Origin of the sequence: Pseudoalteromonas rubra, from assembly GCF_005886805.2 — a bacterium.
GTDB classification, from domain to species: domain Bacteria; phylum Pseudomonadota; class Gammaproteobacteria; order Enterobacterales; family Alteromonadaceae; genus Pseudoalteromonas; species Pseudoalteromonas rubra_D.
The window spans coordinates 1,443,864-1,466,645 of the sequence record NZ_CP045429.1 but is presented as its reverse complement, the minus strand read 5'-3'; the positions used below and the strand labels follow the sequence as shown (position 1 = coordinate 1,466,645).

The window sequence follows — 22,782 nt, the reverse complement described above, 5'->3', positions numbered from 1 at the left end:
CCCAGAATGGCGGCTCGGGCATAAGTATACTGAGTATATACCCACAAAAAAAGGGGCGATTTAGCCCCTTTTTTCTTATCGGATAAAAATCCGACAAATAATCAAGTTCTTAGCGACGTAGGCCAAGCTCTTTGATTAGTGCAGAGTAACGCTCTACGCTCTTACCTTTTAGGTAATCAAGCAGGTTACGACGCTGGCTTACTTTACGTAGCAGACCACGACGTGAGTGGAAGTCATGCTTGTGGTTAGCGAAGTGACCTTGTAGCTTGTTGATATCAGCAGTTAACAGTGCAACCTGAACTTCAGGAGAACCAGTGTCGCCTTCTGCGCGTGCGAATTTTGCTACGATTTCTGCTTTTTCTTGATTGCTTAGTGACATAATAAACTCCAATTGTTTAAGTAATGCTTCAGCCGATCACTAATTCAGCCAAAGCGACAAAGCGGGCGGCATTGTACCAGCAATTACCCCCGCTGACAAAAAATTTTATTGTGCGCTGGATAGCGCCCGCTTGGCCTTGAGGTGCCCATGCTGATTGCGCTCACCAATCCCGACAAAACGACCATCAGCAACCACTTTCAATACACCCTCAGGTAGCTCACCAACCACCACGGTCTGACCATGACTGAATGCTACACCTTGCTCGGCCGTTATCTCTACCGCTGGCAAATCAACCAGTGCAGTGTCCATAGGGAGTAACAATGCATCGATGTAAGTCGACGGCGGCAAATCTTCTGCTTTGGCCTGCTGAAGCTTTTCTTCAAGCTCTTCAAGCGTGATCATTTTATCACTCGGATAATGGCCCACTTCAGAGCGATGCAGCATAATGACATGCGCCCCACACCCCAGCTTCTCGCCCAGGTCGTCCACTATGGTACGAATATAGGTGCCTTTAGAAACATGCACTGTCATCTGGATCTCTTGTGCCTGATCGTCATACTCATCTAACGTAATTGAATAAACATTGATCTTGCGGCACTTACGCGGTACTTCGATACCTTCTCGGGCATACTTGTACAGGGGCTGACCCTGATACTTAAGCGCGGAATACATCGACGGATACTGATCAGACTCCCCCAGGAAGCTGGCGACATCTTGCTCCAGCTGTGCTCGCGTGATCTGCACAGGGCGTGTTTCGACCACTTCACCATCAGAGTCAGAGGTCGTTGTGCGCTCGCCCAATTTGGCACGCACCACGTAAGTTTTATCAGTATCCAGCAGAAACTGAGTAAACTTAGTGGCTTCACCAAAACAGATTGGCAGCATACCCGTTGCCAGTGGGTCCAATGCACCCGTGTGGCCGGCTTTTTGCGCAAAATAAATGCCTTTGGCTTGTTGCAGCGCTTTATTCGAGGAGATCCCCTGAGGCTTGTTGAGCAGCACGATCCCGTCAATCGGACGGCCTTTACTACGACGTGCCATTAGGCTTCTCCGTCGTCGCTTTTGGTATCTGGCAGCTCTTCGTCACCACGCTTTTCATTGTCTTTGCGGATCACTTCATCAACCAGATTAGAGATACGCATCCCTTCCATCAGGGAGTTATCCAGAACAAAACGCAGTTCAGGCATTATCCGCGCGCGGATCCGTTTGCCAAGCAAAGAACGGATATAGCCTGTGGCTTCATTCAGAATCGACAGGTTTTCTTTGGTTTTGTCGTCATCGCCGCCAAGAACCGTAATAAACACCTTGGCGTAAGACAGATCGCGCGATACTTCTACAGCCGATACAGTGACCATACCTAAACGCGGATCTTTAATTTCGCGCTGCAAAATCACGGCAATTTCTTTCTGGATCTGTTGTGCAACACGATCAGTACGAGAAAATTCTCTCATTTTCACCACTTCAATTTAATCATTAAAACGGGCAATGCATACAATCGCCCACTAGAGGAAACACAAACACAAATGGGGGCTTACGCCCCCATTTCAAGGTTGAACCCCGACTGACTTACAACGAACGTTGTACTTCAACGGTTTCGAATACCTCGATTTGGTCACCGACCTTAACGTCATTATAGTTCTTAACGCCGATACCACACTCCATGCCGTTACGAACTTCTGCCACATCATCTTTAAAGCGGCGCAGTGATTCAAGTTCACCTTCGTAAATAACAACATTGTCACGCAGTACGCGGATAGGTGCGCTACGTTTAACCACACCTTCAGTAACCATACAACCCGCAACCGAACCAATCTTAGGCGACTTAAACACGTCACGTACTTCAGCCAGACCGATGATCTCTTGCTTGAACTCAGGTGCCAGCATACCTGACATTGCCTGCTTCACTTCTTCGATCAGATCGTAGATTACGCTGTAGTAACGCAGATCCAAGTTCTCAGCTTCAATCACTTTACGTGCAGATGCATCAGCACGTACGTTAAAGCCAACAATAATTGCGTTAGAAGCCGCAGCCAGGGTTGCGTCAGTTTCAGTGATACCACCTACGCCGCTACCAACGATCTTCACTTTAACTTCGTCTGTAGACAGTTTAACCAAAGAGTCAGAGATGGCTTCGATTGAACCCTGTACGTCTGCTTTCAGTACCACGTTCACTTCTGATACGTCGCCTTCAGTCATGTTGGTAAACATGTTTTCAAGCTTCGCTTTTTGCTGACGCGCCAGTTTCACATCACGGAATTTACCCTGACGGTACAATGCAACTTCACGTGCTTTACGCTCGTCTTTAACAACAGTTGCTTCGTCACCCGCAGCAGGTACACCCGACATACCCAGGATTTCAACCGGAATTGAAGGGCCAGCAGTCGTGATGTCTTTTCCGTTTTCGTCTTTCATTGCACGAACACGGCCGTATTCCAGACCACACAGTACGATATCACCCTGGTTAAGTTCACCTGACTGAACCAGTACAGTGGCAACCGGACCACGACCTTTATCAAGGCGAGATTCAATCACCACACCTGATGCCATGCCTTTATGTGCTGCTTTCAGCTCAAGCAATTCAGACTGCATCAGGATAGCTTCCAGTAGGTCATCGATGCCCAGACCGGTTTTCGCAGAGATATGAACAAACTGCGTGTCACCGCCCCACTCTTCAGGAATAACGTCCAACTGAGCCAGTTCGTTCTTAACACGATCCGGGTCAATGCCTTCTTTATCCATCTTGTTTACAGCGATGATTAGAGGCACTTCAGCTGCTTTCGCGTGCTGTACCGCTTCTTTGGTTTGTGGCATTACACCATCGTCCGCCGCAACAACCAAAACAACAATATCTGTTGCTTTAGCACCACGTGCACGCATTGACGTAAACGCTGCGTGTCCTGGTGTATCCAGGAAAGTGATCATGCCGCCTTCAGTTTCAACGTGGTATGCACCAATGTGCTGGGTAATACCACCGGCCTCGCCTGCTGCAACCTTCGCTTTACGGATGTAATCCAGTGTTGAAGTTTTACCGTGGTCAACGTGACCCATAACGGTAACAACTGGTGCACGTTGCTCAAGCGCTTCACTTTCGTTACGCTCGCTCAGTACTTTTTCTTCCAGCTCGTTTTCTTTAACCAGAACAACTTTGTGGCCCATTTCTTCAGCCACAACCTGCGCGGTTTCCTGATCGATGACCTGGTTAATAGTAACCATTTCACCCATCTTCATCATGGTCTTAACGACTTCAACGCCTTTCACCGCCATGCGTGATGCTAGTTCTGCAACAGTGATGGTTTCACTGATACGAACTTCCTGCTTCACTTCACTTACCGGCTTCTTAAAACCATGCTGTAGTGAGGTAGGCGCCTTCAACTTGCCTTTTTTACCTTTACCACGCGCTGGCTGAGCCACTTTTTCAGCTGGCTTTTTCTTCTTCTTACGACGCGCACTTTTTTCTTCCTGTGCATCTGACTCGTCTTCTGCTTCACGCGCATAAGTCGACGTCGTAAGGTGGTGATCTGCAGAAGCTTCGCGACGTGCACGCTCTTCTTCTTCAGCTTTCCAGCGGGCTTCATTCTCTTCGGCTAAACGCTTTGCTTCTTCAGCTTTACGCTTGGCTTCTTCTTCTGCTTTCTGTAGGGCAGCTGCTTCTGCTTCTTTGCGCAGACGCTCTGCTTCTAGTTTCTCTTTCTCTTGTTGGGCGCTATCCACTTCTTCACTCTGCTGTTCTTTCGCTTGACGTTCAGCTTGCGCTGCACGTTTTGCCTCATCTTTAGCCTTGCGCTCAGCTTCCTCTTTTGCCTTACGCTCGGCTTCCTCTTGTGCCTTACGCTCGGCTTCTTCTTTGGCCTTTTGCTCAGCTTCTTGCTGAGCCTTCAACTCTGCTTCTTTGCGCGCAGCTTCCTCTGCAGCGAGTCTTTCCTGCTCTTTTTGCTGCTCGATTGCGCTCTTTTTAACGTAAGTGCGCTTCTTACGTACCTCGACCTGAACGGATTTTGCTTTGCCATGAGAGCCAGTCACACTTAACGTGCTCTTGCTCTTACGTTGCAAAGTCATACGCTCCGGTCCATCAGAACCGGTACCGCCATGCTGTTTACTTAAATGGTCCAGCAATTGTGCTTTCTCGTTTTCAGTAACATGGTCGCCAGTGGCTTTGGTGATCCCTGCATCTGCCAACTGCTGGAGTAATTTATCAACAGTTGTACCAATGTTTTCGGCTAGTTTCTCTATGCTCACTTCTGCCATATTATGCGTTACCTCCCGTTAATAAACTACTATTGCTCACTAAACCAGCAAATATTACGTGCGGCCATGATAAAGTCACCCGCTTGTTGCTCAGATAATTCAGTGATCTCGACTAATTCGTCAATGCCTTGCTCAGCCAGGTCTTCCAGTGTGATTACCCCTTTGCTGGCCATTACAAACGCCAGGTGGCGATCCAAACCTTCCAGATTTAATAAATCGTCAGCTGGTTCTGCCCCTTCAAGGCTTTCTTCGTCGCGTAACGCTTTGGTAGTCAACGCATCTTTTGCACGCTTACGCAGTTCTTCAACTGTGTCTTCGTCCAAACCATTAATTTCCAGGAACTCAGCTACAGGAACGTAGGCCACTTCTTCAAGTGTTGAGAATCCTTCGTTAATCAACAAGGTTGCGAAATCGTCGTCGATGTCCAATGCTTCAGTGAACAGATTAATCAGTTTGTCAGACTCTTCTGCGCTCTTGCGCTCCATGTCTTCAACTGTCATCACGTTCAATTCCCAGCCAGTCAGCTGGCTGGCAAGACGTACGTTCTGACCGTTACGGCCAATCGCTTGTGCCAGGTTGTCAGCTTCTACTGCGATTTCCATCGTACGCGTATCTTCATCCATAACAATGGATGCCACTTCTGCAGGTGCCATGGCATTGATCACGAATTGAGCCGGATTGTCATCATACAATACGATATCAACACGTTCGCCACCTAACTCGGTAGATACAGCCTGAACACGCGCACCGCGCATGCCCACACACGCGCCGACAGGGTCGATGCGTTTGTCATTTGATTTTACCGCAATTTTAGCACGCGATCCCGGATCACGCGCAGCACCTTTGAGCTCGATCATCTCTTCGCCGATTTCTGGCACTTCGATACGGAACAGCTCCATAAGCATTTCAGGCTTGGAGCGTGTTACAAACAGCTGCGCGCCACGCGCTTCTGGTTTAACAGCATAAAGCAAACCACGGACACGGTCGCCCGGGCGGAAACTTTCACGCGGTAGCATATCTTCGCGGTAAATCACGGCTTCTGCGTTATTACCCAGATCCAGTACCACAGTATCGCGTGACGCTTTCTTCACCACACCTGTTACCAGCTCACCTTCCTGATCTTTGTAAGCATCAACAATCAATGCACGCTCAGCTTCACGTACTTTTTGAACGATAACTTGCTTTGCCATCTGTGTCGTGATGCGGTCGAACTGAATCGATTCGATCTGTTCTTCAACAAAATCACCCAGCTGAATGTCAGGCTCTTCAACCTGTGCTGCTTCAAAAGTGATTTCTGCGTACGGATTTTCCAGTGAGCCATCTTCTTGTGGGTTGACCACCATCCAACGACGGAAAGTGTCATACTCACCCGTTTTACGGTCAATAGATACGCGTACTTCGATCTCACCATCATGTTTCTTTTTGGTGGCCGTCGCTAGTGCGAACTCTAATGCTTCAAAAATCTTTTCTCTTGGGACTGCTTTTTCATTGGAAACAGCTTCTGCAACCAATAATATTTCTTTTGCCATAGTTATTGCCTCGCTTGCCCTTTTTTCCTTCGCACCTAACTTTTAAAATTTTGCGATCATGTTCGCGCGCTCGATGTTGCTGAGCATAAGGTGATGCTCCTGGCCATCGACGGTTAGCGTGATCATATCGCCATTAACTGCAACCAAGTCGCCTTTGAAATTACGGCGACCTTCTTGTGGAAGCTTAGTACGCAAACGTACTTCTTCGCCCACTGCCTGCTCATAATGAGCTTGTTTGAATAATGGTCTGTCTACACCAGGTGAAGACACTTCCAGGTTATATTCATTTGTAATGGGGTCCTCGACATCCAGAATGGCACTGACCTGACGACTCACATCTGCACAATTATCTACATTGATACCATTTTCATGATCGATGTAGATGCGCAGTGTCGAATGACGACCGGCTTGCATCACTTCCAGACCGAGCAACTCGAAGCCACAGGCTTCAACAGCCGGCTCTAACATAGTCGTTAATTCTTGCTCGAGTTTTGTCACAAATTACCTCCATACAAACAAAAAAAGGGCCTAAAAGCCCTAATGATTCAGCTGTTTGCTTCTGGGCTGGGCTGAGTTGCTTAGCTCCAGATACAACAACGCCCCGAACCAAGCGGGGCGTCACACCAAAAACAAACTGTGTGGCCAGTGGCCGAGCTTGGTTGCGGGCTGTATCAGCCTAAATTAAGCGAATGCTTAAACGCAAAACGCGCATTACAAGGAATGCGCGAACTGTAAGAAACGACAACATTTCTTAAGCTTGGTTGCGGGAGCCGGATTTGAACCGACGACCTTCGGGTTATGAGCCCGACGAGCTACCAGGCTGCTCCATCCCGCGTCAACGTGCAGCCAAGGCTGCATCAACTGGCGTGTATTATAGAGAGAGTTGTATTAATACGCAACCTTAGATAGGCCCTTTAACCAAAATGCCTAATGCTATGGCGTAAAAACATCTTGCACACCACAAGTCAATAAACACCGACCATTCCCACAGACAAGATCGAAAATAATTTACCATTACAATAAAAACAATCGAGAATAGCGAACAAAAACATCGATATTAACTTATAAAAAACTACTCATTCACAATATTTTACCATTTAGCTTGTTCTTAAAAGTTAAACATCTATACTGGCGGCCCATCGAGTTAATATAAAATGATGGAGAACCAGTCATGAAAAAGGCATTTATAGGCGTCTCGATGACAGCGCTAACACTACTTTCCTTTAACACCCTCGCGAATAGCTGCGAAGGGTTTGGTCCGCAAACCCCACGCGATATCGACCAGTTGCATGGGGAGAACAAACGCGTATTTTCACTCGCCCCGCCTGCCAGTGAAATGAACTTATGTAATATCCACTTTCATAAAAACGCAGAGCATAAGGCAAAAGACTTTTCTGTTTTCGCCGGCAATGGTAAATATGGTGGCTACCAGTGTAACGCCACCAGCAGACTGACAGAGGCTGAATTACGAGCACCAAAAGGCAAAGTCTGTAAAAACGTAAAACCAGGTGACACCATAGAAGTACATTGGGTACACAGTTCGTGTGACGTTGCGCCTGGTAAAGGCTTAGGCTCTTGTTTAAGTAATGAATGTGCCAACCCGGACCTGCGCGTTGAGACTCAGGTTTTCCTCGTCGTAAACGATGAAGATGCGCTAGATTTTAATGATTTAAGCTATGACGGTAACGTAGTCGATGGATATCATCAGGCGAAATATATCCCACAAACCACAGGCAAACCGGTAGAGTTCCTGGGCTCAACAACCGGGCCGAGCTACAACGATAAGCAATGTTCACCGCTTCAGGTCACCTGGAGTGTCAGACCTGCTTGTGCGAAAGTTGATATCAATAGCCTGGCACAGTGGTGTGAAGACAACGTATTCGAAGAAGATCACGCCCATGGTGTCAGACAACTAGTCACCGATCCGAAACTACTCGCACCGATTAAATAAATCAAAACAGGCTACCAGTCATGCAATCGTGCTCGACTGGTAGCTTTTCTGTCTCTTTGATAGTGCAATATTCAGGATAAAGTTTGCGCTACAGAATAATGTCTACCTATACTGATAAAGCTGGTGTACGGCTGATCACTTTTTCAGCGTGCCCCATAACAACTTTTACCCAAGTTACTGTAGAGCTTGATGACCTGTCTTGACGGGCCAAGTCGTTGGGTCTGCACAATTGCTTGAGCAAATGGACTCGCTCTAATCGTATGTGGAGCGATTATGAGTATTTCACCTTATCAGTACCAGCTATTAAACCAGTCTTTTACGACGCTGAAACCCAATTTTCATTGCTTCTGTGTCAGCTTTTATAACAAACTAAAACAGCATCGGGTTACAATGGCTTTGCCCGAGTCAGAGCGGCATATGCTGTCGCTTGAGTATCGGTTAAATGACTTTATGCAACAATGCCTAGTTCACTTACCCAGGCAACAAGAATTAACTCGCTTTTTGCGCCAACAAAGTATTTTGATAGCTGCACTTGCCCCCTCGGTAAACGACATCACGACCTTCTGCAATAGTTTACTGGAAGTTCTCAAACTCCATTTAGGCGCACAATTTACGCTGGCCGTGCGCAATGCATGGAAACGGGCACTCCACGTGTTTGCCAACATCATCAAATCAGAGCTCTTTGGCATTTCAAATGTCGTCGAGCTGGCACATTATCGCAATCAGGCCAGAGCCCGTTTACGTCCCTAGCATCAGGCTAAACAGCAATAATGACAACCGCCTGGTAAGGCAGTAAACTGAGGTCAATTGGATTGATTTTGGATACTTATATGAAGCGTTTTTTAATTTTCGGTATCGGCTTAGTTACACTGTCTGGCTGTGATTTTCTTGGTGACTCTAAGGCTAAGATCGAACAGCAATACCTGGCAAATAATCAGGAGTTGGAGCAGGTAATTGAAGATATCCGCGCACATGGTCTGGCAGCAATGAGCCAGTCAGCCGAAGCGGGGACGCTGGCAAGCTGTGTCGCTAAGCAACTGAATAGCGATCCTATGGGCGCCATGATTGAAGTTGAAGGCGCACTTCAGGACAGTGCCAACCTGGCCGATTTAATGGATACCATCACTGGCCTGGCCGATCAGGAGCTCTCTATGGAAAGTTTGCCAAGCTTACTGCAAGCTGGCGCAGACACCATGTCTTACCTGAAAACGCTGCTGGCAAATTATGAGCTGAGTGAATTACAACAACAAGTAGAAACGCTACTTGAGCAAGGTCAGAATAAAAGTGAGGATATAGGCACGCATCTAAGAAATTTAGTCGAACAGTGCCAATAAAACAGATAACTGCAGGCTAGCTTCGGCTAGCCTGCCACATTGTGAGGCTTAAAACAAACGCTGCCAGCGACGCTTCTTGTTGCGTACTTTATGAACCCAATTAACATTTATGGTGGTTACAGCCAATACGTCACGCTTGGTTTTAGAAATTAACTCGTAACTGACACTTTCCGCAGAGCCAAACGCCAGCATGTATTCAAAATGGCTCACATTAGCCCAGCACTGCAAAATCTTCTTTGAGTTACTGTCTCTAATGCAATAGTCACCTACTTGCGGTGCAGAGATTGAAAATGTCACATCAGTGTAGCAAGTTCTTCCTTTATGTAGCGCAACACACTTGTTTGGTGCGGCTTGTAATATCCCTTTCCTATCGTCTGGTGTCGCGGCTTGCGCGGTTGAAGCCATATACAGCACGCCGATAGTCATAGCTGAAGCGAGTCTAAAATACATATTTCACTCCAGTAAACAGTACTCTGGCGTGATTCGATTCCAGCAGCGGGCTATCTTTAGCTTCACTGGAGCCAACCAAAAATGACATACCTGCACTAAACTCCCAGTCCTCAGCAATCGGATAACTTAGCTGAGCCTGAACAAAGGCTGATGCCCCACTTCCCGGCTCATAAGGTGTCAGGTAATCGTTCTGCTCAGCCTCTGTCACACCATAGAAGTAGTTATTGAAATTACTGGAGTAATAGTTTGCGCCAAAGTTGAGCCATAAATCCCAATTACGCAGTTCGAAATTACGCGTCGCTTCAAGATGGAACACCCAGCCATTAGTATCGCCAAATACATCATAAACCAGTTCAGCCACGGCCAAATACTCACCCACAGAGCGATAATAGGCCATGCCAAGTGATTGATCAGGATCCCTGTCCCTGATCCCTTTCAACTCTTTTACGACCGGATCTTTAGTGTCAAAGTACCCCGTCTCTGTGAAAGCCAGCTGATAGCTGCCATAGATGATATCCAGCCCCCACTCGTCTTTCTGAATCAACTGGTACCCAATGTCAGAGCCACCAAAAAAGTCTCCAGAGTAAGTAACCAGATAAAAGTTCTTATATTGTAGTTTTATGTCAGCTCGCAAGGTAGGTGGCGCCGGAGAGTTATCTGCGCCAACCAACTTAGGGAGTACCATATCAGCATAGAAAGCACCGATACTCAGTTGCCACTCTAGTCCATTGTCTTCAAGAAAATCTTCATCAGGCTCACCTGAATGGTCATCGGCAAAAGCCTGATGTGACAAGCAAAACAGCACAGCAGAAAGTAACTTTATAATTTTCATCGTTATTGTGGCTTTTATATGTGCCTAAATTCAGTCCCCATCATACCTGAGCTCTACCTGTACAACAAGACAGCGACAATAAGATTTTATTTAACCTAAAATTAATAAAAACGTAACCTTAACACACTTTAATTGCCGTTGCTCGAATAGAGCTTACATTCTAACTATGGAATAACACTACAATGAGAAAACTATTATTACTCTCTGCCCTGACACTGACCGCCAATGGCGTGCAGGCATTTAGTCAGGAAACACACAAGCGCATCGTTATCGATGCAGTTAATTACATGGCGCAAAACCCTTCAACAACTCAATTCGCTAAGCTTCAGGCCTACGCTCAATCACACGGTATGAGTGTGACTCAGCTTGCCGAAGTAATGGGACAAGCTGCCTATGATGTTGATGACTTTGAAGATACCTTCTTCTGTGGTGCCATTACCGGTGACTGTGTACAGGCTCCTCTATGGGGCGCTGCAAAAAGTATTGTCAAATACACCAGTTACTGGCACTTCCAAAATCATACTCAAGGTGCTGATGTCCATGGTAACGATTTTGGTGGATATAATTATGACAAACTTACGGTTTGGGGCACTATCGACAATATGGCAGCCACCTGGCTAAAAGGCGATTACCTGGATGATGGCAAAGGCGGTGAAACGGGCTGGTTCAGTGCGGACGACAGCGAATATGACAGCTATGGCATCACCGAAAAGAACTATCGTATAGGCAGCCACTCATCCTATAACATGTATGATGACTTTGAAGAAATGCCATTCCAGCCTATCGATAACCTTGGCCAGTACTGGTACCAAAACTACCTGCAAAATGGTAACCCACAGATCCTAGGTTTTGTATTTCATACCACAGATCTGTTGCAACCCCATCATACCTGGACCACCTCTGACCTTAACCATGCAGGTTGGGAATCCTGGGTGAAAGACTACTATGACCAGGAAAACCTCAATAATCTGAGCTTAGTAAAACAAGCTATGGATAGCTTTTCTGCACCTGACGCGAACAATCAAGATATTCGGCCGCTGCTTACGCAAGGCGGTGCTTATTCCTATTCGCAAGGTGGGATCGTACTGAACTCAGAGGATCACTATGATCGAGTAACAACTGCACGACAGGTTATCCCTCATGCAATTGCCATGGTCGTGCATATGCTGAACCATGCGATGGTAGCGCGTTAATGTATTACCTTGTATTACTTCTGGCAGGCTGTTTAAGTCTGCCATGTTGGGCATCACTGACCCAACTTACTAAACCTGAACTGGCTCTGATGCAGTCTCTGTATCAGCAGCAAGACCGTCCGCTTTCAAGCGCGAAGCTTAACAAGCACTTGCTCGAAAACCAGTTTCTTTTGGCAACCGCACGCCAGCTTAATCCCGAACTTCTGGTACGACAGTCCAGCGTTGGATTTGATAACGACTACCATATCCGCCGCCTGATGGTTACCTTGCTCACACACCAATTCCCGGCATTGAAATCTATTCCCAAAAAGCAGACAACAGTGCCATTTGATACAGCAGCGTTATCTGACCTACTCGGCACCTATCCAGCCGATGGTCACTATCAAACGGAGCAACTTACACACTGGGCGAATATCACCTTACTTGAGATGCCCAGAATCACTTTAAGCCAGCTCATTTCCAGCCAATCGATGCAAAATCGCTTTCGTCTTCATCAAGGAGATACTGAGTTGCTCACCCGTCTGCTGAATGAGCGCGCCCATTATGCGGAGCTGACAGACGCTGCAGCACCTTTGCTGGCAACACAAGGGTTAACACTTACGCGCCTGGAAACTCTGGCAAAGGGAGAGCTTTTGCGTCCACCTATGCTGGCGTTCATGGGGATCAAAGCACAGCTGCATGGAGAACGTAGCGCCTATCTTGAGCAGATCAGAGCCAATATTTCTGCAACTGACATTCAGCGCTATTACAAACGTCACCGTGATGACTTCAAATACAAGCATCAACTTTCAGCGCTGGCTCTTCGCTTCAACAGCCAGGATGAGGCAAAACTTTTCTACAAGCAGGCGCAGCGCAAAAGCCCATTAGCGGCTTTGAAGGCTGCCAAACGTGAAAATGAATTTGCCGCTGATGGCACTGCTGCTTTGACGACCATTACCCGAGAACATACGCACCGTTGGCTTGCACAACTGGCCTTTAGTAGTCAGCCTGGTAAGGTGACCGCTCCGGTACGTACACCTTCAGGACGCTGGGCGATTGTTTATACTGAGCGACCTCAATATGCCTACTACCCAGAAGACAGTGAGACCGTGCGCTATCAGGCACTGGAGTCTCTCACCACAGAACATGCCATTACCGCCTACCAAAATAAGTTTAAGCAATGGCAGCAACAACACGGAGTAAAACTTTAATGCGTCAGACACAGGCTGTTGCGCTTGTCTTGATCCTGGGGGGGCTGGGCTACGCATTTTGGGCTCTGTACTCACTGCCCCCTTTGCAGCTCAGTCACGAACAGGCAACCCCCCCTCCTTCGCAAACAAACCGTTTGGCCCCTGTCAAAAAGACCACAGATATTACATTGCCAGCAATCAGTGCCGAGCCAGCCCCTGTCAACATTGCCGCCGATGATGTGCCGCCTGTTTCCGCGTTGCCCGAGGTAATTGATAACGAGCCCTATGTTCCGCCTATATCTCCCAGCTCCCCTACGCCAGCTTACCACGGTGATCTGGCCGATCATCAGGCTTATCTGGCACATCAATCTGCACAGGTTGTACAAATGAAGCAGGACTATATTGCCGCTGTTGATAAAAAGGTAGCGCGACTGGAGGCGTTGCTCAAAAAAGGAGTGAGACACCAATTGCCACCTGAGCGATTGCAAGAAGCGCGTGATAAAATACGCGGATTAAGGGCAATGCAGGCACAATTGCGCCGTGAGTTAGCGCAATAGCAACGAACTGATTGTGTCTTTAAGCGACAAAGTAATCGTGCAAAATAGCCGCGTAGATCTCTTCAATGGCGTAGAGATCTGCCACCGACACATGTTCATTGACCTGGTGAATAGAATCATTCTTTACACCACATTCGATGACCTGCGTGTCAGTCGACGCAAAAAAGCGCCCATCAGATGTGCCACCCGCAGTACTCAGTGCCGGAAACTGACCGCGTACACGTAAAATAGCCTGCTCAACCACGTTGAGAAAACACGCTGACTCACGACTGCCCGTGTAATAGGATTCGCAAGGACGTTCCCATTGCACACTGACATTGTCATGCCAGGGGGCCAGTGCCTGCGCAACGACCTGATAAATCTCCTGACTCTTATAGGCATGGCTGTAACGCACATTGAATGTGATCTCACAGCTAGCCGGCACCAGGTTATCAACGATATCCGGCACCGTCAGACCGGTTACCTGCAAACTGGTTTGCGAGCCTCGCACATCTTTCCACCAGCTAATATTTGCCAGTTCATTTACCAACTCGCCAGCGATATGTGCCGCATTGATGGTCTGCTCCGGATAGGCTACATGTCCAGCCTTACCGCGGATCTGTACCCGCCCTGAGATAGCACCACGACGCCCATTCTTAATGGTATCGCCCACTTGCTGATGTGAGGTTGGCTCTCCAACGAGGCAAGCGTCCAGTACTATGCCTTTGTGTGCCAGATATTCAGCCATCACTTTTGAGCCATACTCAGCTTCTCCCTCTTCATCTGAGGTGATCAACCAAAATAGTGTGCCCCGACACTGCTGAGCCTGCTGGCACAAGCGCTCGGTTGCACTCAACATGGCTGCAACTCCCCCTTTCATGTCAGCAGCCCCACGTCCGTATATCACGTCCTCTATCACAGCCGCTGCAAATGGGTGCGCCACCCAGCCCTGAGGATTTGCAGGAACTACGTCAACATGCCCCGCAAAGGCCATCACAGGGCCCGGACCAAATTCACGCCAGGCAATCAAGTTACGTACTCCATTACAATCGAGGTGCTCACATTCAAAGCCCTGATGGTTCAAACGCTCTGCGAGGTAGTCAATTGTACCTGCATCATTAGGTGTCACTGATGGCGCATTGATCAGACGTCGCAAGGTTTGGACTGTATTGGGATTGGGTTTCGCTGAAGGCTTTATTGCGTGGGAAGACATAACATACATTTCCTGTATTTTGATCTTAAGCACCTTGAACAGATGTTCAGTCATTCACTGACGGGTCGCTGCGTACCCTATGGTGACTCGTTTAACTTCGATTACATCGCCTGAGCGTGACCAGTTCATGTCGTCTGTAAGGCAGTTTTGTGACAAAACGCATTACTAAGCACTCAATAAAGCCCAATGACCTCGCCATAAATTGGTCAATTTCGATAACGAGTTGTCAATTGCCCTGTGTGTGCTAGAACTAACTATGTGAGGGTTAGAATTGATAATCTAACCTTAGTTTAACGAACTCCCCCTTTCGTTATGATTGCTGCGAGATAAGGAACTAGTGATGCAGGATGTCAGTTTTTTGGTCGTCGACGACTGCCAGCTGGTTAGAAATTTAGTGCGCTCCACCTTAGTCAACCGACTCGGTGCCGAAAATGTTTACACCGCAGAAGATGGCAAAGAAGCGCTCGAATTACTCGATGCCCGGCATATCGATATCATTATTGCAGACTGGCAAATGCCCAACCTGGATGGTGAAGAGCTACTTAAGCGGGTCAGAAAGTCAAAGAAACACAGTAAAACCCCCTTCATTATGATGAGTTCACTGAGTGACAGAGAGCATGTTGTATGCGCTATCCAAAATGGGGTATCGCAATATATGATGAAGCCCTTTACTGCTGATAAACTCGAAGAAGCCGTTCATAAATCCTGGAGCACCATCAGTCGACGCGGAGCCATCCGATTATCTGGACTGCCAGAACACAGCGTTCGGATCCGCACTGGCAGCCGAACCTTATCCGGCCATGTGAAAAACATCAGTCAATCCGGCATGTTATTACAATCGCCTTATAGTCGAGAAATGCACTTGTTTAGTACCTACGAGCTGGAGCTGGATGTCTTTGATCTGGATGGCGGTAACTTACTGATTGCGCCGTTATACGCGATGCCTGTACGCATTGTTGCAGTGGAAGGGTTTGTCGACACAAAAATATGCCAACTGGCCTTACGTTTCAATCGTGACATGCTTAATGACGCCACCAAAAGCCACCTCAATGAACTATTAAAACACCTGGGGGGATGCGACACAGAACTAATCCAGGATAATTAAATAACAACTTGCCCTACCACCATTTACCTAATGGCAGTGTTCGGGTACAATAAAGGAACATTATTATAATTTCATTGGAAGAATTTATTATGAAAAAAACTCTTATTGCGCTCGCCACATTTTTGTCCTCTAGCACATTCGCTGCCACAACGGCACCTACAGTACCAAAAAACCTACACATTTATAGCATGACTTCAGGTGCAACCTATGTAGATTTGGTAGCTACTGGTTGTTCTGGTTCTCGTTATCTGCTTGAAGGCAACCATCCAAAATATGATGCGATTTTCTCGCTACTCATGGCCGCTCAGCTGTCCGACAGAAAAGTACAAGTAATCTTTGATAAGTGTGTTAACAGTCCAAATAATCAAGGGCGTATTACTGGCGCATACCTGAAATAATGCTCAATCGTATCTGAAGGGGCATTTATTGCCCCCTCATGCAAACATCTACTCTTAAATTTCGCACCTTTCAATCACAAAGACAGTAGCTGTTCAACCACTCTTTCACTCTCTTTCAGTACAAACGGTTTAAAAAGCTTGGTCCAGATTTTAGAAATGTGCTTGTCATTCACCTCGATACCATAAAGTATTCAGATCAGACACAACACGCAAGTTCCGATTGAATGGCTGTTTTTTGCACATAGCCTCCCGTTTTGGCTGGCAAAACTTAATCTAAATCAAATTTTCAATTTTTTCTGAAAATTCGCAATTTGAATATTGATCTAGAACAGCTTTTGAAAAGCCTCATCGCCCTATGATAGCTGCAACAAAAAGATTTACCTTGCACAGGTTCAGGAGATGAAAATGAAAAAACTTACTGCAGCTATCCTATCTACACTTATGTTAACTGCACCACTGGCTCAGGCTCAGTTCAGTGTGAATGTAGGTGCGATTAACGTTAATCCAAGTGACACAGGCTCAGCGCTCAACGAAATCAAAACAGCGGGTCTGGTAGCGGACTCAGATACACAATTGGGTATTACATTTGACTATCAGTACAATGACAATATTGTCTTTGAACTAATTGCAGCCACACCTTTTTCTCATACCGTTGAAGGTGAAGGTTATATTCCAGGCAATCCTAGTACACAATTAGGCGGCGTAGAAATTGCTTCTGTGAAGCACTTACCACCAACATTATTGGCGCAATACCACTTCTTTGGTGCCAATGACAAGTTCCGCCCATTTATCGGTGCTGGTCTGAACTACACCGTATTCTTTGACGAAGAAGCCAGTGCTGCACTTAAAGGTGTATTGGGCACAGACGATGTTAAAGTAGATCTGGACAGCTCGTTTGGCGTAGCCCTGCAAGTTGGTTTCAACTACGACCTGAATGAAAAGTGGGGCCTGCACGGTATGGTTTCTAAGATGGACATCAATACCGATGCAACCGTTTACGCAGATGGTAAGCAAGCACTAACTTCCGATGTTGAGCTTGACCCGATTGTTGCAATGTTTGGTGTGAAGTACAAGTTTTAACAGTTTAAGGTGCCCACAGAGTGTGGGCACTCCACAGAGTTACTTTCTCAATCCCCAGGGGCCACTACACAGGCCCTTTATGCTACCTTAGTGTTACGTGCTTTCTTTTGCTCCAGCATGGCTTTCCAGTGCACTATTTCTTCTGGTAAGACAGGTGTTTCGCCGTCAAATCCAGCAACTTCCAGCATTTCTTCCACGCTTATCACGCCCTGGCGACTTTTAAATACGCCTCTGACATAAGCAATGGCGTGCAACCCCCGCTCCGAGTGAAACCTTTGCTCTATATAAAAATACTTGTGATCCCAACCGACTAACTTAGTAGATACCGTAAACTCTTGTAATGGCTTGATATCACGAATATAAGTAATGGCTGTCGCATTTACAATCGGGAACCAGCGACGTTTCATTATGGCTGCAAACAATCCCACGCGTTCGGTCATCCAGGTACGCGCCAGATCCATCATGGCCAGATAACGGGAATTCGTCAGGTGTAAATTGATATCACAGTCACTGGGCAAAGCTCTGAAATTAATATCAATGACATCGAGCAAGGGTTGTGTCGCTTTATTCCGACGGATCCGCCAGAACAACCATAGTAGGCGAAAATACAAATTCATTTTGTTGGTCCAACCAGTTGACATAAAACCCGAGTCTAGCATAGCCGGGCTTCAGAACAAGTAAGAATTCCCCCCTCTTATGAGTGTACAACTTGCGAAAAAAGCATTTGTGCATTAACTTTTATGCAAGACTTATAAGAGTGTAACTTTATGAAATATATAACCAAGCTTGCGTATTTATTGATCTTTCTTAGTGCTGGCCATGCCTGGGCTGACTTTGATTTTCCCGGTACAGGGCAACTGACCTACCCTACCGGTATAGAGAAAGAATTCAGCTTTGGTTTCGGCTGGCAAAGTGGTGCACAAAAGTTTCGCATTGGTGATCGTAGCTATGATATGGCTCAGCTACCAGAATCGTATTCCATTGCTATCACATTGAGTAAAGATGATTCTAAAGTCTGGATCCAGGAGTTTAACCCGGGTTTTATTGAAGGGTTCAGCTGGCAGCTTGGTGATCATAAACTTGAGCTCGTCAAAAAGCAGTTTAAAAGTCCTGTGAAAGGAGACTATGTGCTGCGCCTGAATGACATAGATTACTTCCTGGTTCGCAACAACCTCAGCGTCACTGTCGAATTTACTGAGCAAGGTATTGAAAATATTAAATTGGATGGCGTAACCAAAAACATGGGGACTAAGCAATAAGCGGTGTACTAGCTATACGCAAGATCCAACAAAAAATGGGGATGTTGACATCCCCTTTTGTTATACCTTGACAGTTTTACGGTTAATCCCGTACTCCCGCAGCTTGTTTGCTACCGCGGTGTGACTCAAACCCAGGCGCTTAGCGAGCTGACGCGAGCTGGGATAAGCCGGGTAGAGCTTTCTTAATAAGGTCGCTTCAAACCGTTTAACAGCTTGCTCCAGCGTCCCCTCAAAATCAGACTCCAGATAGCCCAGGTCATGGGTAAAGGTCGGAAGCTGCAAATGCTCAATGCGCAATTCGTTGTCGTCCAGCATAGATACAGCCCGATAAATGGCATTTTCGAGCTGTCTGACATTACCAGGCCAGGGATATTGCTCCAGGAATTGCAAACATTCCTCATCCAGAGCCGGTGTCGCATGACCACTTTGCTGCGCATACTTCTGAATAAAGTGCTCTGCAAGCGACTTGATATCAGCTTTACGATCTCGTAGCGGTGCAATCTCCAGTGTCAGCACATTGATGCGATAATAGAGATCTTCACGGAAACTGCCTTCCTGAACCATAGCAGGCAAGTCCTTTTGTGTCGCCGCAATGATACGCACGTTTACCTTAACTTCATTTTCATCGCCGACTTTGCGGAATGTACCATCTTGCAAGAAGCGTAGTAATTTGGTTTGCAACTGAGTTGACATTTCCCCGACTTCATCGAGGAACACAGTTCCCCCGTCTGCCTGCTCCAAAACGCCACGTTTAGGCGCGCTGTTTTCTTCATAACCGGCATACCCAAACAGTTCAGACTCTGCAACGTCGTCAGGCAGTGAAGCACACGACAGCGCGATGAAAGGTTTTAATGAACGATTAGAAGCATAATGGCAGGCGCGGGCCAGCAACTCTTTACCTGTACCGGTTTCGCCGGTAATTAATATCGGCGCTTCGAGTTGAGCCATTTTACGGGCTTCACGCACGACACGGCGCATAGCAGTACTTTGGCTGTGGATCGCCGCAAAACTTTCCTGACCGTAACGACGAAATGCACTGACCTGCTGACCAAGGCGGCTTTGTGATTTAATATTAATCACTGCGCCGGCAAGCACATCACCCTCAGGGCCTTGCGGTACAGAAATCGGCAAGATATCGGCAATAAAGTCTTCCCCGCCGACTTCCACTCGCGTTGTCTGGCCAAGCACATCTTTGCCTTCCAACCAGCGGGTGAAATTAAACCCTTTCAGCAGGTTATTAATATTTGCGCCAATAATATCGGGCTCAGGCTGATTCAAGTCACGGCAAGCGGCATCGTTGCAATGGCGCACCCACCCCTTTGCGTCAATGGAAATCACACCATCGGGAAGCGCACTTAATAAGGTGTTAAGCTCATTATGCTCACGCTCAGAAGGCAGAAAAGCGGTTGTTCTGACATCCTCTACCCCATCTATCAGTCGAATCTCAGGCATGATTTTCTGAAACTGTTCAAATTCTATGGGGGGGAAACTCACATACATTCTGCAATTAACGGAATCAACTTCTATTCCTTTCAAGTCAACCCGGTACTTGACCAGGATATTCAAAATTTCCTGCGCAATACCGATCCGATCGGCACAGTGAATTTCTAAACGCATTTGTTCCTCAAAACGGTTTTCTACCTTTTGCCGGGATCATACTCTAAGAATAGACCCCAGACTAGCAAAACGTAAACAATTTTGGACAGAGATTTTGATTAGAACAACTATAATAAAAATAATCTCTTACTCCTATAAAGTAAGCAGTAAAATGCAGGCTTTAAAGGCCGTAATATTAATAGTTAACGATTGCAGTAAGGTTAACAATCAATTTATAATACTAAAGACCTAGTTATTAAGCCGTACAGGTTAAGGGGCCACCTTGAATATTTACAAATTACTTCCATTTGTTCCAGTCATATACCTGCTGAGTGCTTGTTCGGTGGAAGACCCGTACGAGACAGGCCCAACACAAGCACAACAACAAGAGCAACAAAAGCAACAGGAACAACAAGCGCAGCCTCGAGGTTTAAACCTGGCACTGCAGGGGGCGAACGACGCGGTGCTGGCGGATGTCACCGTACAACTCTCAGGTAAACAGTACCGTACTGACGAACAAGGCCAACTGACTCTGACTGAGCTTGATGCTGGGATGGTGACATTGACCCTGACTAAGTCAGGGTATGAGCGGACCGTCATTACCGTTGACAGCCGTGACTATCAAGAAACCCCATTAGCCGTGCGTTTGAAGCAGGTCAGTGCCACCAGCAGTGAGTTGATGTTTGGTGGGGACACTATGTTTGGTCGTCGCTATATGGATCCCTCTTTAACAACCATGGGCAATCTGGTACCCGACGTAGAAGACGCCATTATTCGGCCTTCCAATGCCGCAAGCAGTGCCATTGCCTTAACGCAATTCGTGAAACCCATTATGGCAAGTGCCGATTTTGCGTCCGTGAATCTCGAATCTCCGGTACTGGCGACACCAACGACTGTGCACCCAAGTAAAGAATTTGCTTTTTTCTCTTTGCCCGAAACGTTGCAAGGACTGACAGAAATTGGCATCGACTATGTTGCGCTGGGTAATAACCACGTATTTGACTATCAGCAGCGAGGGCTGGAAGATACCATACAATTCGTCGAGGAGGCCGGGTTCAGCCACAGTGGTGCCGGTAATGATGCCACTGAAGCCTATGCCCCCCGTCTGGTGGACGTAGGAAGCACCACATTGGGCCTGGTTTCAGCCACCTCAATCACTGGAGATGACCACCTTATTACTTACATCGCCACCGCCGATAAAGGGGGCGCTGCTGATCTGACCGACAGTACAACGCTCAGAGCCGCCGTCGAGCAAGCGAGAGACAACAGTGATTATGCCATTGTCCAGTTGCATGGGGGAGATGAATATTCTTATGCTCCAACTCGCTACATTGATAACCGATTTGAGTTTGTCAGCCGTCGTGATCCAGATCTCATGATCGCGCACCACCCGCATGTTGCGCAGGGCTTTGCTCTTTACAATGGTGTGCCCACATTACTTGGGTTAGGGAATTTTGTCTTTGAACAAAACCGCCACGAAACCTTGCTGGGGGTCGCCGTTTCCGTTCGTATCGACCCTACTCAGACACCGAAAACACAATCAGCCAAAGCCTATCCTGTCTATCTGGAAGATTATCAACCCAAACTGGTCGGTGGGTTTTTAAGTGATTACCTGATCCGCCGACTTGCTGAGTTCTCAGGCTCAGAGGTCGCGATTGTTCCAGGCCCAGGTTTTGGCGATGTCTATTTTCAGAACGCACCCAGCCCGCAAGAGGTCGAAACCGTGACTTTGACGCTCTCTGCTGGCGACCACATTATTGATTTTCGGGAACATGCACCAAGCAGTGCCTTTGTCAGTAAAATTAGCAGTACAGGTGCTCCTCAGATGACACTGGGCCGAGATTTAATGTGGTTTGGGGACTTTGAAGACTGGGACAATGACAACGACACCAATGAAGTGACGCGCTGGGAACATGAGAGCGATGACATCACCCCTTGTCTGACGGGCGCGATGCGAGGTTTACAGGGCATGTGTCTGTCACGCACCCAGTTTAACAATCGTCCCCTGCGTATGCCTTTTAAACAAACGCTGCGAACGATGCCCATTACACCTGCAGAATCAACGCTTGAAGCCTACCATGACATGAGCTTGTTTGGGTATGCAAAAGGCGACAATGCTGGCGCTGTCAGCGCCGAACTGACCATAGTCACCGCTGAAGACAACCTGGAGTTTTCCAGCGAAGAAGTCAACCTGATTGGATCAGGAAGCTATGATTGGCAGACTTTTCGGCATGATATTACTCTGCCAGATGACAGCCAAACTTTGGGGCCGGAGCTGCTGCCTGCTCGTGCAGTCAAACTGGCATTCAAACACGCACCGCCGAAAGAAGGCGAAGCAACCCTGATGCTGGATCAACTTGCATTGATCTCCTGGCAAAAACCTCTTAGTCTCAACAATGGGTTATGGCAAGCAGAAGGTATGCATGGGATGGATTTTCTCATGCTACAAACGAGCAGTGACATCACGGTGACACTGCATTTTTCTGCTTACAACTAATTAGCCATACTAATTC

At 47.2% G+C, this 22,782-nt stretch carries 22 protein-coding genes and 1 tRNA gene; 11 read left to right on the top strand and 12 right to left on the bottom strand.

Annotated features, from left to right (window positions below; genetic code table 11):
• Positions 1-109 precede the first annotated feature (109 nt).
• From rpsO to CWC22_RS06180, 7 genes are all read right to left on the bottom strand, one after another.
• Positions 110-379: a 30S ribosomal protein S15 gene (gene rpsO, locus CWC22_RS06210; protein WP_010385052.1), complete on the bottom strand. Its 270-nt coding sequence runs from the start codon at positions 377-379 to the stop codon at positions 110-112.
• A 105-nt stretch (positions 380-484) separates the two neighbouring features.
• Entirely contained in the window at positions 485-1,420 is a 936-nt protein-coding gene (gene truB, locus CWC22_RS06205; protein WP_138539347.1) for a tRNA pseudouridine(55) synthase TruB, read from the bottom strand.
• Positions 1,420-1,830, bottom strand: coding sequence for a 30S ribosome-binding factor RbfA (gene rbfA, locus CWC22_RS06200; RefSeq protein ID WP_138539348.1), 411 nt, complete (start codon positions 1,828-1,830; stop codon positions 1,420-1,422). The genes truB and rbfA overlap by 1 nt, the downstream gene beginning before the upstream one ends.
• 115 nt (positions 1,831-1,945) lie before the next feature.
• A complete protein-coding gene (gene infB / locus CWC22_RS06195) occupies positions 1,946-4,624 on the bottom strand; it encodes a translation initiation factor IF-2 (protein ID WP_049865303.1) in 2,679 nt (892 codons plus the stop codon).
• Positions 4,625-4,653: 29 nt separating this feature from the next.
• Positions 4,654-6,153, bottom strand: coding sequence for a transcription termination factor NusA (nusA, locus tag CWC22_RS06190; RefSeq protein ID WP_010385056.1), 1,500 nt, complete (start codon positions 6,151-6,153; stop codon positions 4,654-4,656).
• Positions 6,154-6,195: 42 nt separating this feature from the next.
• On the bottom strand, positions 6,196-6,651 hold the full coding sequence (rimP, locus tag CWC22_RS06185; protein WP_010385057.1) for a ribosome maturation factor RimP: 456 nt from the start codon (positions 6,649-6,651) through the stop codon (positions 6,196-6,198).
• A 260-nt stretch (positions 6,652-6,911) separates the two neighbouring features.
• Positions 6,912-6,988: transfer RNA gene (locus tag CWC22_RS06180), tRNA-Met, on the bottom strand.
• Positions 6,989-7,324: 336 nt separating this feature from the next.
• Between CWC22_RS06180 and CWC22_RS06175 the strand changes: the two genes are divergently transcribed.
• The 3 genes from CWC22_RS06175 (at position 7,325) to CWC22_RS06165 (ending at position 9,438) form a co-directional block, all read left to right on the top strand.
• A complete protein-coding gene (locus CWC22_RS06175) occupies positions 7,325-8,104 on the top strand; it encodes a delta-class carbonic anhydrase (protein WP_138539349.1) in 780 nt (259 codons plus the stop codon).
• A gap of 273 nt (positions 8,105-8,377) precedes the next feature.
• Positions 8,378-8,854 carry a globin gene (locus tag CWC22_RS06170; protein WP_125562454.1) on the top strand — a complete coding sequence of 159 codons (477 nt, stop codon included), beginning with the start codon at positions 8,378-8,380 and terminating at the stop codon, positions 8,852-8,854.
• A gap of 80 nt (positions 8,855-8,934) precedes the next feature.
• Positions 8,935-9,438 (top strand): hypothetical protein, encoded by a 504-nt coding sequence (locus CWC22_RS06165; RefSeq protein ID WP_125562452.1) that lies wholly within the window; start codon positions 8,935-8,937, stop codon positions 9,436-9,438.
• Between the two features lie 48 nt (positions 9,439-9,486).
• Here the strand turns inward: CWC22_RS06165 and CWC22_RS06160 are convergent, their stop codons facing one another.
• Positions 9,487-9,888: a DUF3019 domain-containing protein gene (locus tag CWC22_RS06160; RefSeq protein WP_138539350.1), complete on the bottom strand. Its 402-nt coding sequence runs from the start codon at positions 9,886-9,888 to the stop codon at positions 9,487-9,489.
• Complete coding sequence (locus CWC22_RS06155) at positions 9,878-10,720, bottom strand: MipA/OmpV family protein (protein WP_125562448.1); 843 nt, start codon at positions 10,718-10,720, stop codon at positions 9,878-9,880. Before CWC22_RS06155 ends, CWC22_RS06160 begins: the two co-directional genes overlap by 11 nt.
• Positions 10,721-10,902: 182 nt before the next feature.
• On the opposite strand from CWC22_RS06155, the gene CWC22_RS06150 reads away from it, so the two are divergent.
• Genes CWC22_RS06150 through CWC22_RS06140 form a run of 3 tightly spaced genes read left to right on the top strand, consistent with a single transcriptional unit; the run spans position 10,903 to position 13,639 of the window.
• Positions 10,903-11,913 (top strand): phospholipase, encoded by a 1,011-nt coding sequence (locus CWC22_RS06150; protein WP_138539351.1) that lies wholly within the window; start codon positions 10,903-10,905, stop codon positions 11,911-11,913.
• Positions 11,913-13,103, top strand: coding sequence for a peptidyl-prolyl cis-trans isomerase (locus CWC22_RS06145; protein WP_138539352.1), 1,191 nt, complete (start codon positions 11,913-11,915; stop codon positions 13,101-13,103). Before CWC22_RS06150 ends, CWC22_RS06145 begins: the two co-directional genes overlap by 1 nt.
• Positions 13,103-13,639, top strand: a complete 537-nt coding sequence (locus CWC22_RS06140) for a hypothetical protein (protein WP_138539353.1) — start codon at positions 13,103-13,105, stop codon at positions 13,637-13,639. The genes CWC22_RS06145 and CWC22_RS06140 overlap by 1 nt, the downstream gene beginning before the upstream one ends.
• Before the next feature lie 19 nt (positions 13,640-13,658).
• Here the strand turns inward: CWC22_RS06140 and dapE are convergent, their stop codons facing one another.
• Positions 13,659-14,831, bottom strand: coding sequence for a succinyl-diaminopimelate desuccinylase (gene dapE / locus CWC22_RS06135; RefSeq protein WP_138539354.1), 1,173 nt, complete (start codon positions 14,829-14,831; stop codon positions 13,659-13,661).
• 340 nt (positions 14,832-15,171) lie between these two features.
• On the opposite strand from dapE, the gene CWC22_RS06130 reads away from it, so the two are divergent.
• From CWC22_RS06130 to CWC22_RS06120, 3 genes are all read left to right on the top strand, one after another.
• Positions 15,172-15,936: a response regulator gene (locus CWC22_RS06130; RefSeq protein WP_138539355.1), complete on the top strand. Its 765-nt coding sequence runs from the start codon at positions 15,172-15,174 to the stop codon at positions 15,934-15,936.
• Between the two features lie 89 nt (positions 15,937-16,025).
• On the top strand, positions 16,026-16,334 hold the full coding sequence (locus tag CWC22_RS06125; protein WP_125562437.1) for a hypothetical protein: 309 nt from the start codon (positions 16,026-16,028) through the stop codon (positions 16,332-16,334).
• A gap of 405 nt (positions 16,335-16,739) precedes the next feature.
• The gene (locus CWC22_RS06120) at positions 16,740-17,414 is read left to right on the top strand and encodes an OmpW/AlkL family protein (RefSeq protein WP_010385072.1); all 675 of its coding nucleotides are present in this window, start codon (positions 16,740-16,742) and stop codon (positions 17,412-17,414) included.
• A gap of 77 nt (positions 17,415-17,491) precedes the next feature.
• Here CWC22_RS06120 and CWC22_RS06115 read toward each other — a convergent pair whose 3' ends face one another.
• Positions 17,492-18,031, bottom strand: a complete 540-nt coding sequence (locus tag CWC22_RS06115) for a thioesterase family protein (protein WP_138539356.1) — start codon at positions 18,029-18,031, stop codon at positions 17,492-17,494.
• Positions 18,032-18,181: 150 nt separating this feature from the next.
• On the opposite strand from CWC22_RS06115, the gene CWC22_RS06110 reads away from it, so the two are divergent.
• Positions 18,182-18,673: a hypothetical protein gene (locus tag CWC22_RS06110; RefSeq protein WP_138539357.1), complete on the top strand. Its 492-nt coding sequence runs from the start codon at positions 18,182-18,184 to the stop codon at positions 18,671-18,673.
• A gap of 60 nt (positions 18,674-18,733) precedes the next feature.
• On the opposite strand, the gene tyrR is transcribed toward CWC22_RS06110, so the two are convergent.
• The gene (gene tyrR, locus CWC22_RS06105) at positions 18,734-20,290 is read right to left on the bottom strand and encodes a transcriptional regulator TyrR (RefSeq protein ID WP_010385077.1); all 1,557 of its coding nucleotides are present in this window, start codon (positions 20,288-20,290) and stop codon (positions 18,734-18,736) included.
• A 262-nt stretch (positions 20,291-20,552) separates the two neighbouring features.
• On the opposite strand from tyrR, the gene CWC22_RS06100 reads away from it, so the two are divergent.
• Positions 20,553-22,766 (top strand): CapA family protein, encoded by a 2,214-nt coding sequence (locus CWC22_RS06100; RefSeq protein WP_138539358.1) that lies wholly within the window; start codon positions 20,553-20,555, stop codon positions 22,764-22,766.
• The last annotated feature ends 16 nt before the right edge of the window (positions 22,767-22,782 follow it).